The 13,866-nt window shown below is 62.9% G+C and carries 9 protein-coding genes; 1 reads left to right on the forward strand and 8 read right to left on the reverse strand.

Features of this window, described 5'->3' with window-relative positions; translation table 11 throughout:
• Positions 1-23: 23 nt before the first annotated feature.
• Complete coding sequence (locus ABZO33_RS19465; protein WP_414537318.1) at positions 24-5,441, reverse strand: dermonecrotic toxin domain-containing protein; 5,418 nt, start codon at positions 5,439-5,441, stop codon at positions 24-26.
• A gap of 185 nt (positions 5,442-5,626) precedes the next feature.
• Between ABZO33_RS19465 and ABZO33_RS19470 the strand changes: the two genes are divergently transcribed.
• Entirely contained in the window at positions 5,627-6,622 is a 996-nt protein-coding gene (locus ABZO33_RS19470) for an alpha/beta fold hydrolase (protein ID WP_414537319.1), read from the forward strand.
• 77 nt (positions 6,623-6,699) lie between these two features.
• On the opposite strand, the gene ABZO33_RS19475 is transcribed toward ABZO33_RS19470, so the two are convergent.
• From ABZO33_RS19475 to ABZO33_RS19505, 7 genes are all read right to left on the reverse strand, one after another.
• The gene (locus ABZO33_RS19475; RefSeq protein ID WP_414537320.1) at positions 6,700-7,035 is read right to left on the reverse strand and encodes a GlpM family protein; all 336 of its coding nucleotides are present in this window, start codon (positions 7,033-7,035) and stop codon (positions 6,700-6,702) included.
• Positions 7,036-7,062: 27 nt separating this feature from the next.
• Complete coding sequence (locus tag ABZO33_RS19480) at positions 7,063-8,391, reverse strand: sigma-54-dependent transcriptional regulator (protein WP_414537321.1); 1,329 nt, start codon at positions 8,389-8,391, stop codon at positions 7,063-7,065.
• On the reverse strand, positions 8,388-10,292 hold the full coding sequence (locus ABZO33_RS19485) for a sensor histidine kinase (protein WP_414537322.1): 1,905 nt from the start codon (positions 10,290-10,292) through the stop codon (positions 8,388-8,390). The genes ABZO33_RS19480 and ABZO33_RS19485 overlap by 4 nt, the downstream gene beginning before the upstream one ends.
• Positions 10,293-10,360: 68 nt before the next feature.
• A complete protein-coding gene (locus ABZO33_RS19490) occupies positions 10,361-11,095 on the reverse strand; it encodes an amino acid ABC transporter ATP-binding protein (RefSeq protein ID WP_038706667.1) in 735 nt (244 codons plus the stop codon).
• The gene (locus tag ABZO33_RS19495; RefSeq protein ID WP_414537323.1) at positions 11,092-11,763 is read right to left on the reverse strand and encodes an amino acid ABC transporter permease; all 672 of its coding nucleotides are present in this window, start codon (positions 11,761-11,763) and stop codon (positions 11,092-11,094) included. The genes ABZO33_RS19490 and ABZO33_RS19495 overlap by 4 nt, the downstream gene beginning before the upstream one ends.
• Positions 11,764-12,510: an amino acid ABC transporter permease gene (locus tag ABZO33_RS19500; RefSeq protein ID WP_414537324.1), complete on the reverse strand. Its 747-nt coding sequence runs from the start codon at positions 12,508-12,510 to the stop codon at positions 11,764-11,766.
• A gap of 143 nt (positions 12,511-12,653) precedes the next feature.
• Positions 12,654-13,571 (reverse strand): glutamate/aspartate ABC transporter substrate-binding protein, encoded by a 918-nt coding sequence (locus tag ABZO33_RS19505; RefSeq protein WP_414537325.1) that lies wholly within the window; start codon positions 13,569-13,571, stop codon positions 12,654-12,656.
• Positions 13,572-13,866 lie beyond the last annotated feature (295 nt).

Here is a 13,866-nt window from a genome sequence, read left to right on the forward strand (position 1 = left end):
CCCGGAGGGTGCCCGAATGCGGCTTAGAAGTGTGCCGAAAGGTGTTTCACTGCCTGTGGCCGGGTCAGGTCGCCACGCCAGACAACTTCGACGTGGCTGTCCTGCCATTCGCGACCTAGGTAGCGTTGGCTGGGGGTCTTGAGGTGCGCCTTGACGAAGTCCTCGAACGTTGGCGCTTCTTTGTTGAAGTGCACATGGGCGTACCACAGGGTGTGCGCGGGCAGTTGGCGCTTGTCACGCACGATGAACTCCTGGAGGAAGTCACGGCGGCCTTCAGCGGTGCGTCTGAGTTCGACCAGTGCACCGTGTTTCTCGATGCTCACGGCATCCTGCGCTGCCAGGTATTCCAGTTGTCCGCCGTTGGGCTCGCGGGTCTGCATGATGTGGTCGATGCGTATTTGCCTGCCGCGTTCGAGCAACTGCGCCGCGGCGCTGCGCAACCTTGGCAGCAAGGGATCCTGGGGGCGCTCACGGCCGATCCGGGTGGCGATGCCCCCCAGGTCGCTGGCCTTGAATTGCATCAGGTCTTCCAGACTGGCGCCGTCCATGCCCTGACCTGCGTAACGTTCGATCTTGCGGGTGAACGCATCGATATCATCCAGATGCCGCTGGGCTTCAGTTTGCAGCTCCGCCACGGTTGCCTGGCGTATCAGGGGCTGGCCACCGGTATCGGGGTTGGTCAGGTTGAACTTGCCTGAGGCATCCTGCCGGTAGATCTCGGTGCGTCCGTTGACGCCAGTGATGCGGTAGGTGTTGCTCTGCTGCAGATCAGGTTCGCCGATCAGGAACCGATGCTCCGAGGTCTCGAACACCCGTGGCTGGCTCTTGCCCTTCCTGCTCACTGCGGCGGGTGGCGGAGCATTCTGCCGGAGGCCTTTGAAGTAGTGCTCATAAGAGGCCAGAGCGTTTTCGAACCGGCCTACCGAGGGTAGGTCGAACTGCTCGGCATAACTTGCCTGCCAATAGCGCAGTCGGTTCCTGAACTGCTGAATCTGTTCGAACGAACCGGTCAGGATGGCACTGCGTTGCCGGGTGCTGGCCCGGGCGTTGGCCAACTGATGCAGGGCATAGAGCGCTCTGTCCAGATCGGCTCGAGGGCTGCGCATGAGGTGTTGCAGGTTGATCCAGCCTCCGTCCAGTGAGCGCACCGGCTTGGTCAACAACCCTATCAACTGGCCGATTTCCAGATAGTCCAGCACGTGATCGGTGAAGGTCCCCAGTTCACTGTCGATGTGTTTGAACACCTCACGACGCTCGCCGGTCTGCTTGACCTTGCGGCGCCATTCACGCATCCCCTCGACTTGCTGGCGAATGTCGTCGACTTCCTTCAGCGCCTGGGCACGGGTCCTTGCCATTCTGGCGCGCAGGGCAAGTATTTCCTCGGTAACGGCCGTGAAGCGTGCGTTGCCGATGCCTGCTAGCAGTTCCAGCGATTTGCCGTGGGCCAGGTGCCGGAGCTTGTCTACATCGGCCAGGGCTGCATCGAGGCGCAGCTGTGCCATCTGGCCGAGGCGGTTGTGGCTGTCGCAGGTCAGCATGGCCAGGTCATTGGCCTGGGCCAGGGCATTGTGTCTGAGTCGGCCGGACGACGCCTGGCTGAAAGCCATGCAGGCTGCGTGGATACGTTTGGCATCGCTGAGGCAGCCTTGCAATTCGACGGTCAGGCTGGGGTCGTTCGCATCCTCAACGCTGAACGAGCGCTTCATGCGTGCGTTGAGGGTGTCGCTTCTATGCTTGAGTACGGGCATGTCGCCGGCGATGCTGTCGCGCAACCGATTGTGTCGGCGATAGGCCTGGTCCCTCCACCAACGTGGCAGGCGCTCCCTCACTGCGGCGGGCCAGAGAGGGTCAAGGCTATCGGCCAGCTGCCCCAGCGCCTGGCCGCCGCCCGATCCGCCGCCTAGACGGTGCACGCCGTACAGGGCGAAGTGGGTATCCCAATTGCCATTTTCGTCCAGGGCTATGGCCCGTCTGAAGCGGTTTGCGGTGTTGCCTGAAAGCTCCCAGGTGCGGCTGGTTTCATCCCATTGCACCTTGTACGGTTGGCCATGGGACTGGATGACCGTGCCTTGGGGGGTGCGATAGACACCTCGATAAGGGCCTTCGCTGGCGACGGGCAGCCCATCGAGAGAAATGGGCTCGTTCATCTGATAGCCGCCTAATCCCAGCAAGCGCCCCCGGGCATTTTTCAGGTCGAGCGGCAGGGGCTGTCGCAGTTGGTAGCGTGTCGCCGCCTTACGCAACCCGGCAGTACTGATACCAGCACCGCCACCGAGCAAGTCCATGCCGACGTCGATCACACTTGCCAGCACAGTCTGCAGTGCATCGAGCACGTCGCGGGTGCCGCCTTCGGAAATGGTTTTGACCAGTTCAGCAGAGGCATCGTAGAGATCATAAAGGCTCACCGGCAGCCCCAGGACAGGTATCACGCCCAGGGCGACCTTGAATCCGAGCAGTAGTTTGCCGGCCTGCGCGGCGAGGTTTTCGAGGTGCAGGTCGAGGTTGGAGCGCGAGGTATTGCGATGGGCCTGCAGTAACTGCCCCATGTGGCTGTCCAGTTGCAGCTCGGCAAGCGACTTGGTGGCCGGCCATTCGATGCCAATGCCGATGATGCCGTCGAAATGATGATCGTGCGCTTGGTTCAGGCGCGAGCGATGAGCGGCTGGTTTGCCTTGCAGTGCCCGGTTGGCCAGGTAGTCGCACTCGCGGCTGTCGATGCTGTCCTCGAACAGGCTCAGGCGCGCGGATTCCAGGTCCGGGAACTGGCGCAGCGGGTTGGTGGGGTGGTCGGGTCGATAAAGTACGGTGGTCTTGCCGATTCGATCCTCGATGAAGGTGATGCCAGTAAGTGTTGTTGGTTGTTCGTTGGTATCAGGTCCGCCACTGGTCAGATGGGCACAAAGCAACCGCAGGTCGCGACCATTGGCCTGGTAGTCGGCTTTGCTGCGTGCATCGATCACCTGAGCGAGCATCGCCTGGCTGGTGCTGTCCAGATGGCCGCAGGCATGGAACAGCAGGTTTTGCAGCTGAAGAATCAAACGATGGGGCTCGACCAGGCTTTCGCGTCTGAACGCCTGCATGAAGTCGCTTTCGTCGATACCCATGAAGGCATTGATGATACTGGCCTCATAGCCCTGGGCAAGGTCCAGTTCATTGGCTAAAGCGCGTAGATAATCGGCATCGATACCTTCCTGCAGCCTCTGGCGCAGGGCGGTGTCGGCACTGCCGGGGAGCAGTTGCATGAAGCGCAACCGGTTGTACATCGTGTCGTCTATGTGTTCCAGCAACAGCGTTTCGATGGGCAATGTTTCGCGCGCCTTGCTGGGTTCGAGCAGGGCTTTTAGCGGCGTTCCCGGAGCACCGCTGCCAGCGACCAGATCCCTGCCGGTGTGAGCTGTGCTGAGGGGAAGATCGAGGCGGATCGAATCGTTGTCGAATCCGTCGAAATCCTGCCTGAAGCGCCGATTGATCAGGCGCAGGCAGAATGCCTGACGGTCTGGAAGGTCACGCTGAATCAGCGCATGAGCCTTGCGCAGCGCCTCAAGGTAGTCATTGACCAGCGTGCGCAACGCTTGTCGTTCGTGGGTAGGTATTTTTTCCAGGTCACTGATTAATGCGCCGGTTCGGGTAATGACAGCCGCCTGGCCAGCATGCAGCTGCAGTGCAGCTTCGCGTGCGGCGTGGCGTGGCACCTGCAGGCGCAGGGCAAGCGTTTCGCGCAGACGCGGCAAGACTGCAGCAACTGCTTCGATGCCCTCGCTGGCTTGCAGCGTGTCCTTTTCCTGACGACTGGCCTGGATCAGAGCGTTCAGTGCCTGACCAATGGCGCCTGTCGGGATCGTATGCAACTGTACCGCGTGGCCCGTCCCCAGGCACTGTTCGAGTTGCTGGCGGCTGGCGCAGCGCAGCAGCCCCCCGTGTTCGCCTATCCAGTAGAACAACAGGCTCTGGGGCGCATCGGGCGATGCCAGGTCGGCTTTCGAGGTGATCACCAGTGCGCCTGGCAGGATCGACTTCACTGCCTGCGTTTCGTCCTCGGCCGGCAGCAGTTCGACCTGAGCCACGACTGCTTCACTGTCGCGGCCATCGACGACTGACTCGACCCAGCCCAGTTGCTCATCATCTAGTTGTTCCAGTAGCCGCAGAAGGCGGGCATGGGCCAGCAATCCGTCGGTGTGAGCCTGGGTCAGAGCGGTATTGGCGGCAGTGGGGATTGCGTCGGAGTGCCATTTGGCGGAGGCACTCAGTCGGGCAACCCCTGCTGTGGCCGTTTGCCGGGCTTGAGCGAGGGTCGCCAGGTACTGATCACGCTGCTGGCGTTTGTGCGCGGGCAGATTATCCAACAGCTCGAGTTGCCTGCTGATCATTTGTCTACGCAAAGTTGGCGCCAGGTCCTGCCCCAGACTGCCGAAATCGAACAGGGTGGGGCGGCTGTCATCCGGATCGATGATGAACGCGTCGGCGGGGGCTTCGGCGAACACCTGACTGTTGCGCCAGCTTTGCTCCAACAGGTCGACTTGGTTCAGGCTGCTGCTGGCATCGTGTTCGAGGATGGCACCAGGGGCATGGGCGAGGGTATCCAGCAAAGTGTTCTGCAGTTGCTCGAGCAGCGCTTCGAATCCTGCTTCGATAGTGTCGAGGGCGGTGTAGGTGGGGGGATCCTGCCTGTCGCCAGCCAGCGCGGTTTCGAGCGCCGCGCGTGTGGCGTAGCCGCTGAACGCTTGTGGTTGCGCGGGGGCATAGAGCAGCTGTATCGGCTCGCCTTCGAGGCTGATGATCAGAGCGCCAGGCAGGTACGAGGGGGCATCTATCTGCACCTGTTTGGCGTCGAATACTCGCCATTCCGAATTTTCCAGCAGGCCAAGCACCGGTCGTTGCTCGGCCGGCGTCAGCTTGCCCTGGTCCAGTGCAATTTCCAACGTGGCCATGAAGTGTGAACGGTACTGTCGACGGGCATGTTCCCGTTTGCTTAGCGCAGTGCCCTTGGCCCGTGCCTTCCAGTAGTCCAGCCAGCGACGGCGGATGGCCGCGGCCGGGTCCAGGGCGGCCAGGCGCACATACAACTCACGGGGGCGAAGCTCGATCACCTTAGGATTGGCGCCCGGCTTGCCCTGCACCCTGGTGCGGCGATCCAGGTCGCCGGGCGGGACGGGATGGTGCTGGGTGAAGATGCAAAGCTGGGTCAGGTTGACGAAGTGGGAGGTGTTGTCCAGGTTGAACAGCAGCCCGGTGTGCTGCGGATCGCTGACGAACGTGTCGCGCAACAGGTCGTCGATGGCCTGCCTCGCGCCGGGCGCGAGGCTGAGCAACTGGTTGAAGGTCTGGCGCGCTTGCCGCCAGTGCGCGATGGCCCAGCGTGTTGTCGGTGTGTCCGCCAGCGAGGACGCTGGCATGTGTGTTAGCAGGGCAAAAGGCAGGTAGTTGTCTTGCTGAGTGCTCATGGCGGGCCTCGTCTATGGGATGCCCCGGCCATTGAACAGCCTCGCGCAGTGCTGGTTGAGGTACTCCGGTAATGCATGACCGCTCGGCAGCCTTCACGAAACTGTCATGGTTTTGTGGCAGCGCAACCGAATGGATTTCATCAGACTCGCGTTCTACTGGGGATCTGCATTCTGGTGTTTCTTTCATGCGGGCTTTTTTTCTTTTCTTCCTTCTGACGGTCAGCGTGCCGGCGAGCTTCGCCGAGGGCCGCTGTAATGTTCATGTGCCGGTGCAAAGGGCCGAGCTGGGTGAGCTGAGCCTGGTCTACCAGAGTGTCGGCGCGCCTCGCGATCCGGCGTTGCTGCTGGTCATGGGCCTGGGTGGGCAGCTTATCCACTGGCCGGACGACGTGGTCGAGGCCCTGTGCCGCCAAGGCTTTCGGGTGATCCGCTACGACAACCGCGATGTCGGCCTGTCGCGCTGGAACCAGCTGCCGGCTTCGGCCAACCTGACCGTCGAGTTGCTGCGCTACAAGCTGGGCCTGCCGGTGTCGGCGCCTTACACCCTTATTGACATGGCCGGTGACGGCCTGCGCCTGATGGATGCCTTGGGGATCCGTCAGTTCCATGTGCTGGGGGTGAGCATGGGCGGCATGATCGCCCAGCACATGGCGGCGATGGCCCCGGAGCGGGTGAGCAGCCTGACCCTGGTGATGTCCAGCTCGGGCGCCGCCGGCCTGCCGGCGCCGGATCCGGCACTGGTGCAGTTGCTGGCGCGGCGCAGCGCGCCGAGCCGCGAGGTGGCCATCGAGCAGCAGGCCGACCTGCTGGCCGCGCTGGGCAGCCCCGAGGTACGGGACGACCGTGCCGCGCTGCTCGAACAGGCCGCCGTGGCTTATGACCGGGCGTTCAATCCGGAAGGGGTCAAGCGCCAGATCATGGCGATCCTCGCCGAGCCCAGTCGGGTCGAGCTGCTCAACCAGCTGCGAGTGCCGACGCTGGTGGTGCACGGCACCGCCGATCCGTTGCTGCCGGTGATGCACGGGGTGCATCTGGCAGCGCATATCCAGGGCAGCCAGTTGCGCCTGATTCCAGGGCTGGCGCATCGTTTCCAGGAGCCGTTCAAGGCGCCATTGCTGGGGGCGGTCCTACCCTACTTGCAGGCGCATCGGCAGGATGTCACGCATATCGCCCGGCTCTAGATCGAATCGCGGGGCAAGCCCGCTCCCACGGTTGCCCTGTGCACCATTCGTGGGAGCGGGCTTGCCCCGCGATTGCTTCAATGCATCCGCACCCAAATGCTTACCAGCACGGTCGCTGCCACCAGCCAGGCCACCGTGGCCAGGGCCAGCGAGGCCTCCAGGCGCATGCGCTCGACCAGCAGGTACAGCGTCGCCAGGTACACGAAATAGGGAATGATCGACCACATCCCGAATAGGATGGTGGTCTTCAGGTCCTCCAGCGATCGTCCCTTGCCGACGATATAGTGGGCGATGAGGGCAAAGGTGGGAAACAGCGGCACCAGGCCGGCAATATAGTAGTTGCGGGTCTTCGACAGGATTGCCAGGAGCACCACCACGCCGGCGCCCAGGGCCGCTTTGAATACCAGGTCCACGTTGAACTTCCAGGGTAAGGTTGCCGATCAGCCGAGGCCGTACTTCTTCACTTTGTCGAACAGCGTGGTCTTGGCCATGCCCAGCTCCTGGCTGGCCTGGCTGAGGTTGCCGCCGGTGCGCTGCAGGGCGTCGCTGAGCAGGTTGCGCTCGAACGCCTCCACCGCCTCAGCAAAGCCCAGGCCTTGGCTGGCGCCGCCGCTGGGGCCCTTTTTGAACGCGGGCAGGCCCAGGGCATGGCGCTCGGCGACGTTGCGCAGCTCGCGCACGTTGCCTGGCCAGTCGTGGGCCATCAGCCGCGACAGGGTCTGGCTGTCCAGCACCGGCGCCTCACGGTCAAAGCGCAGGGCCGATTGCTGCAGGAAGTGCTCGAACAGTTGCAGGATGTCTTCGCGGCGCTCACGCAGCGGCGGCAGTTCCAGGGTGACGACGTTGAGGCGGTAGTACAGGTCGCTGCGGAACTGCCCGCTCTGGCCCAGCACGGCGAGGTCGGACTTGGTCGCGGCGATCACCCGGCAGTCCACCGGGATGCTCTGGTTCGAGCCCAGGCGCTCCAGAGTGCGCTCCTGCAGCACGCGCAGCAACTTGATCTGCAGGTTGATCGGCATGCTCTCGACCTCGTCGAGGAACAGCGTGCCGCCGTTGGCGTGCTCGATCTTGCCGATGCGGCGTTTGCCCGCGCCGGTGAAAGCGTTGGCTTCGTGGCCGAAGATCTCGCTTTCGAACAGGTTCTCCGGCAGGCCGCCGCAGTTCAACGCCACGAATGGTTGGCCCTGGCGTCGGCTGAAATCGTGCAGGCAGCGGGCGACCAGTTCCTTGCCGGTGCCGGTTTCACCTTCGATCAGCACGTTGGCCGAGGTGTCGCCGACGTTGGCGATCAGCTCGCGCAGATGTTCCATGGCCGGCGAGCGGCCGATGATGCGGCCTTCCAGGCTGCTCTGTTCGGCCAGCTGGCGGCGCAGCGCGAGCACCTCGCGGGACAGCCCGCGTTGCTCCAGGGCGCGGCGTACCACATCGACCAGGCGCTCCGGCGAGAAGGGCTTTTCCATGAAATCGTAGGCGCCGTTGCGCATGGCGCCGACGGCCATGTCGATATCGCCGTGGCCGGTGATCAGCACCACCGGCAGGCTGCGGTCGCGGGCCTTGAGGCGGTTGAGCAGCTCCAGGCCATCGATGCCCGGCAGGCGGATATCGCTGACGACGATGCCGGCGAAGTCGTCGCCGATGCGATCGAGGGCCTGCTCGGCGCTGCCGACGCCTTCACAGGCGATATCTTCCAGGGCCAGCGCCTGCTGGCAGCCGAGCAGCACGTGCGGGTCGTCTTCGACGATCAGGACGGTGAGAGGTGCTTGATTCATAGAGGCTCAGCCAATTCGCTAGGGGGCGTGACCAGGGGCAGGGCGAGGACGAAAGCAGTGCCGCCACCGCTGGGGTGTTCGACGCTCAGTGTACCCTTGGCCGCGGTGGCAAGGCTCGCCGACAAGGTCAGGCCCAGGCCCAGGCCGTGCTCACCCGGTTTGGTGGTGAAGAAGGGTTCGAACAGGTGCTTGCGCGCTTCGGCGTCGATGCCGTGGCCATTGTCGAGCACTCGCAGGCGGTACTTGTCGCCCTGTGTTTCGCCTTCGAGCCACAGTTGCGGCAAGGGCTGGGTGGCCATGGCGTCGAGGGCGTTGCCGATCAGGTTGACCAGGATCTGCTCCAGGCGGGTCTGGTCGATGGCCAGCAACGGGTCGTCGAACTGCCTGTGCAGTTGCAGGTGGCAGGCACTGATGCGGTTGGCCAGCACTTGCAAAGTGGCCTCCACCGCTTTTTCCAGCGAGGCCTGGCCGCTGTCGTCGCCACGTCGGGCGAACGAGCGCAGGCTCGCGGTGATGCGGCCCATGCGATCGATCAGGTCGTTCATGGTGCGCAGGTTGGCGCTGGCGGTTTCCAGCGCGCCGCGTTCGAGGAAGCGTACCGTGTTGCCGGACAGGGTGCGCAACGCCGCCAGTGGCTGGTTGAGTTCGTGGGCGATGCTGGTGGACATCTGGCCGATGGCCGCCAGCTTGCCGGCCTGGACCAGTTCGTCCTGGGCGTGGCGCAAGGTCTGTTCGGCGTGGCGGCGTTCGCGGATCTGGCCTTTGAGGCGTTCATTGCTGGCGCGCAGGTCGGCGGTGCGCTCGGTGATCTTGCGCTCCAGCTGGCTGTTGGCCTCTTCCAGTGCCTCGCGGGCCGCCAGGCGGGTGGCGATCACCTTGCGTCGCTCATTCCAGGCGATGGCCAGGATCGCCAGCAGGGCGAAGGCCACCCCGACCAGGATGCCCTGCACCATCGACTCGCGGCGCAGATCCTGCAGGGGGGTGAGCAGGGTGAAATGCCAGGGCGTGTCGGCCAGCCGCCGGGTCTGGGCCAGGTAGGAGACGTCGCGCTGCTTGCCATGCTCGGTCTCGCTGTTGGCCGGGAAAGTCAGCTTTTCCACGCCATCGGCCAGGGTTTCCCGCGCCAGCGGTTGCAGCTCGTTGAGCGGCCACCAGTAGTACTGCAGGCTGCGCGCCAGGCGCTCCTTGATCTGTGGGTTCAGCGGGCGCACCGACTTCAGGCGCCGGGACGGGTCGCTGGAAAGGATGATGATGCCGTTCTCGTCGCTGACGAAGGCCTCCAGGCGGGCACGCTGCCAGCGCTCCTCGAGGGTATCGAGGCGTACCTTGATCACCGCTACGCCGATGATCTTGCCGTGCTCTTCCAGCCCATGGGCCAGGTAGTAGCCGGCCTCGCCGGTAGTGCTGCCGATGCCGTAGAAGCGCCCTGGCTCGCCGCGCACGGCGACCTGGAAGTAGGCGCGGAACGCCAGGTCCTCGCCGAGGAAAGAGTCGGCGTCGCGCCAGTTGCTTGTGGCCTGGACCCGACCATTGGTATCGAGGACGAAGATCGCCCGGCTGCGGCTGCGCCGGTTCAGGCCTTCGAGGTATTCGTTGACGGCCTGGCGGTCACCGGCGTCAGGGTCGGTGAGCAGGCGCGAGACGCTGTCTTCCAGCTCCAGCAGGCTGGGCAGGTAGGTGTACTTGCTGATTTCGCTTTCGACGGTGCGCGCATGCAGCTCCAGCTGGCGCTCGCCGTTTTCGCTGAGGGTGCGGATGCCGTTGCTTTCGCTGATCAGGAAGCCAGACATCCCTAATCCGACCATCAGCAGAATGACCAGGGGCGGGACGAGCAATTGGCGAATCAGGCGGGTTTTCACGGTGGGCTGGGCGGGGCGAAGGAGCGAAGGGTCGCATTTCATCACAGTGGCCTTGTCACGACCAGCTTCCGCTGCCCGGCAAGTGGCCGGGCAGCGTCACTGTGGCCGACTTAGTGTTGCAGGATCTTGCTGAGGAAGTGCTGAGTCCGCTCGTGGCGGCCTTCGGGGTTGCCGAAGAAGTCTTCCTTCTGGCAGTCCTCGATGATGTTGCCTTTGTCCATGAAGATCACCCGGTTGGCGACCTTGCGCGCAAAGCCCATTTCGTGGGTCACGCACATCATGGTCATGCCTTCGTGGGCCAGCTCGACCATCACGTCGAGCACTTCGTTGACCATTTCCGGGTCCAGCGCCGAGGTCGGTTCGTCGAACAGCATGACGATCGGGTCCATCGACAAGGCGCGGGCGATCGCCACGCGCTGCTGCTGGCCGCCCGACAGCTGGCCGGGGTGCTTCTTGGCGTGGGCGCCAAGGCCGACGCGGTCGAGCAGGGCCAGGCCTTTCTTGGTGGCTTCCGCCTCGCTACGGCCAAGCACCTTGCGCTGGGCGATGGTCAGGTTCTCGGTGATCGACAGGTGCGGGAACAGCTCGAAGTGCTGGAATACCATGCCCACCCGCGAGCGCAGCTTGGGCAGGTTGGTCTTCGGGTCGGCGATGGAGGTGCCGTCGACCACGATGTCACCTTTCTGGAACGGTTCAAGGGCGTTGACGCACTTGATCAGGGTCGACTTGCCCGAGCCGGACGGGCCGCAGACCACCACCACTTCACCCTTCTTGACCTCGGTGCTGCAGTCGGTCAGTACCTGGAAGTCCCCGTACCACTTGTTGACGTTCTTGATGGAAATCATACGGTGATCCTTTTTTGCAGGCGCTTGACCAGCCAGGAAGCGGAGAAGCTGACGAGGAAGTAGACGACACCGGCGAAGATCAGGAACTCATGGGAGCGTCCGATGATGTCGCCGTTGGCGCGAGCCGAGTTGAGGAAGTCGACCAGGCCCACGGTGTAGACCAGCGAGGTGTCCTGGAACAGGATGATGCTCTGCTGCAGCAGCAGCGGGGTCATCTTGCGAAACGCCTGGGGCAGGATGATCAGGCGCATGGTCTGGCCATAGGTCATGCCCAGTGCCTGCGCCGCGCCCATCTGGCCTTTGGAGATCGACTGCACGCCGGCGCGGACGATTTCGCAGAAGTACGCCGCCTCGAACATCATGAACGCCACCACGCAAGAGGTGAACGCGCCCACGGGGGTGTCTTCACCGGTAATCCAGCGCAGCACGAAAGGCACCGCCAGGTAGAACCAGGTGATCACCAGCAGCAGTGGGATGGAGCGGAAGTAGTTGACATAGGCGCCGGCGACGTTGGCCAGCAGCTTGCTCGACGACAGCCGCATGAGGGCCAGGACGGTACCCAGGGCGATACCGCCCACCACGCCCATGACCATCAGTTGCAGGGTCAGCAGCATGCCGTCCCACAGGGCGGGCAGCGCGGGGATGATTTCGCTGAAATCCATTTCCATTTACTTGCCCCCCACGGAAATCAGGCCAGGCACGGCGACTTTCTTCTCGACCATGCGCATGAGCAGCATCAGGCCCATGTTCAGGGTGAAGTAGATCAGCGTGGCCAGGGTGAACGCCTCGAACAGATTGGCGGAAAACTCGGCGGTCTGCTTGGTCTGCGCCAGCAGCTCCATCAGGCCGATCAGCGAGGCCACCGAAGAGTTCTTGAATACGTTCAGGAATTCCGAGGTAAGCGGCGGAATGATGATCCGGTAGGCCTGGGGCAGCAGTACGTTGGTGTAGATCTGCGGCAGGCTGAAGCCCATGGCGCGGGCGGCAGCTTCTTGGCCGCGGGGTAGCGCCTGGATGCCGGTGCGCACTTGTTCGCAGACCCGGGCAGCGGTGAACAGGCCCAGGCAGATGACCACGCTGATCAGCGCCGACGTGGTCGGGTTGAGGTCCTGCTTGAACCATTCCTGCAAGCCTTCGGGCAGCAGGTCCGGTACCAGGAAGTACCAGATGAACAGCTGCACCAGCAGCGGCACGTTGCGGAACAGTTCGACGTAGGCGGTGGCAATCCCTGACACCAGACGGTTGGGCACGGTACGCATCACGCCGAGGATGGACCCCAGCAGCAACGCGATGATCCAGGCGGTGATGGCAATGGCGATGGTCCAGCCCAGACCGGTGATGTACCAGTCCAGATAGGTTTCGCTGCCCACGCCGGTGGACTTGAAGAACACGCCCCAGTCCCAGTTGTAATTCATCGGGATTTCCCCTCAGACGGTTGTTTCACGGGCACCTCGATACATCCGGGGGCGTTCGACGCCCTCGGATGTAAAGGTTAGACACTAACTAAGTGGCCTGTTGGATGGATTCGCACGGATGTGCGCCAGGCCACTGCCTGGGGTCAGGACTTCTTCTCGTCCGCGGCCTTGTCGGTCGGCTCGGCGATCAGCTTCTTCAGCTCGTCGCTCATCGGGAACTGAAGGTTCAGGCCCTTTGGCGGGATCGGCTGCTGGAACCACTTGTCGTAGCTCTTGTTGACTTCACCGGACTTGTAATAAGCAACGATGGCGTCATCGACGGCTTTCTTGAAGGCAGGGTCGCCGTTGCGCACCATGCAGCCGTAGATCTCGTACGACTGCGGGGTGCCGGTGATGACCCAGTCAGACGGCTTGCGCGCCTTGGCCATTTCACCGGCCAGGAGGGCGTCGTCCATCATGAAGGCCACGGCGCGGCCGCTTTCGAGCATGTTGAAGGCTTCACCGTGGTCCTTGGCGGAGATCACGTTCATCTTCATCTGCTTGTCGGCGTTCATCGCCTTGAGGATGCGCTCGGAGGTGGTGCCGGCGGTGGTCACCACGTTCTTGCCGGCCAGGTCCGGGAAGTCCTTGTAGGAAGGCTGGCCATCCTTGACCTTGGTCAGCAGGCGGGTACCGACTTCGAAGATGCCCACCGAGAAGCCGACCTGCTGCTGGCGTTCGACGTTGTTGGTGGTGGAGCCGCACTCAAGGTCCACGGTGCCGTTCTGCACCAGCGGGATGCGGGTTTGCGAGGTGACCAGGTTGTACTTGACCTTGATGTCGGTGCCCAGTTGCTTTTTCAGGGCTTCGACGACGGCCAGCTGGATGTCGTGGGAGTAACCAACCGGTGCGGTGCTGCCGGCCAGGTAGGAGAACGGGATGGAAGAGTCGCGGTGGCCCAGGGTGATGGTGCCCGAGTCCTTGATCTTCTTCAGGGTACCGGTGAGCTCTTCGGCCATGACCGGCGATGCGATGACAGCGGCCGCGATGGCGGCGCCCAGCAATTGACGAACGATGCGCATCAAAATTTCCTCGACGTGTTTGTTTTTTTTATGGAGCCGTTGGCGGACTCTTTCGTTCAACGAATACAGCATGAAGCGTGGTGCATTCGGCTACCAAGTGTAGAGCATGACTCGTGCCAAGCCCTGATACCGATCATAACGCCGTGAAAATACGGGGTATCCATCTTTCATGTCTATTTCTACGTAACTAAAAGTTTACGGGTTTCCGAACGAGATGATTTTTATCGTTCGGAAATCCGAATGAGTGATCAGGCACCGCCCTCCCGTAATAACTACCACCGTTGCCGACGAGGTG

Source organism: Pseudomonas sp. CAM1A (assembly GCF_047501685.1).
Lineage (GTDB): Bacteria > Pseudomonadota > Gammaproteobacteria > Pseudomonadales > Pseudomonadaceae > Aquipseudomonas.

What these genes read in the sequence shown, in the direction of transcription:
- ABZO33_RS19495 (WP_414537323.1), bottom strand. Translation starts at nt 11,763, where the DNA reads ATGGAAATGGATTTCAGCGAAATCATCCCCGCGCTGCCCGCCCTGTGG.
- ABZO33_RS19465 (WP_414537318.1), bottom strand. Translation starts at nt 5,441, where the DNA reads ATGAGCACTCAGCAAGACAACTACCTGCCTTTTGCCCTGCTAACACAC.
- ABZO33_RS19480 (WP_414537321.1), bottom strand. Translation starts at nt 8,391, where the DNA reads ATGAATCAAGCACCTCTCACCGTCCTGATCGTCGAAGACGACCCGCAC.
- ABZO33_RS19505 (WP_414537325.1), bottom strand. Translation starts at nt 13,571, where the DNA reads ATGCGCATCGTTCGTCAATTGCTGGGCGCCGCCATCGCGGCCGCTGTC.
- ABZO33_RS19485 (WP_414537322.1), bottom strand. Translation starts at nt 10,292, where the DNA reads ATGAAATGCGACCCTTCGCTCCTTCGCCCCGCCCAGCCCACCGTGAAA.
- ABZO33_RS19470 (WP_414537319.1), top strand. Translation starts at nt 5,627, where the DNA reads ATGCGGGCTTTTTTTCTTTTCTTCCTTCTGACGGTCAGCGTGCCGGCG.
- ABZO33_RS19490 (WP_038706667.1), bottom strand. Translation starts at nt 11,095, where the DNA reads ATGATTTCCATCAAGAACGTCAACAAGTGGTACGGGGACTTCCAGGTA.
- ABZO33_RS19500 (WP_414537324.1), bottom strand. Translation starts at nt 12,510, where the DNA reads ATGAATTACAACTGGGACTGGGGCGTGTTCTTCAAGTCCACCGGCGTG.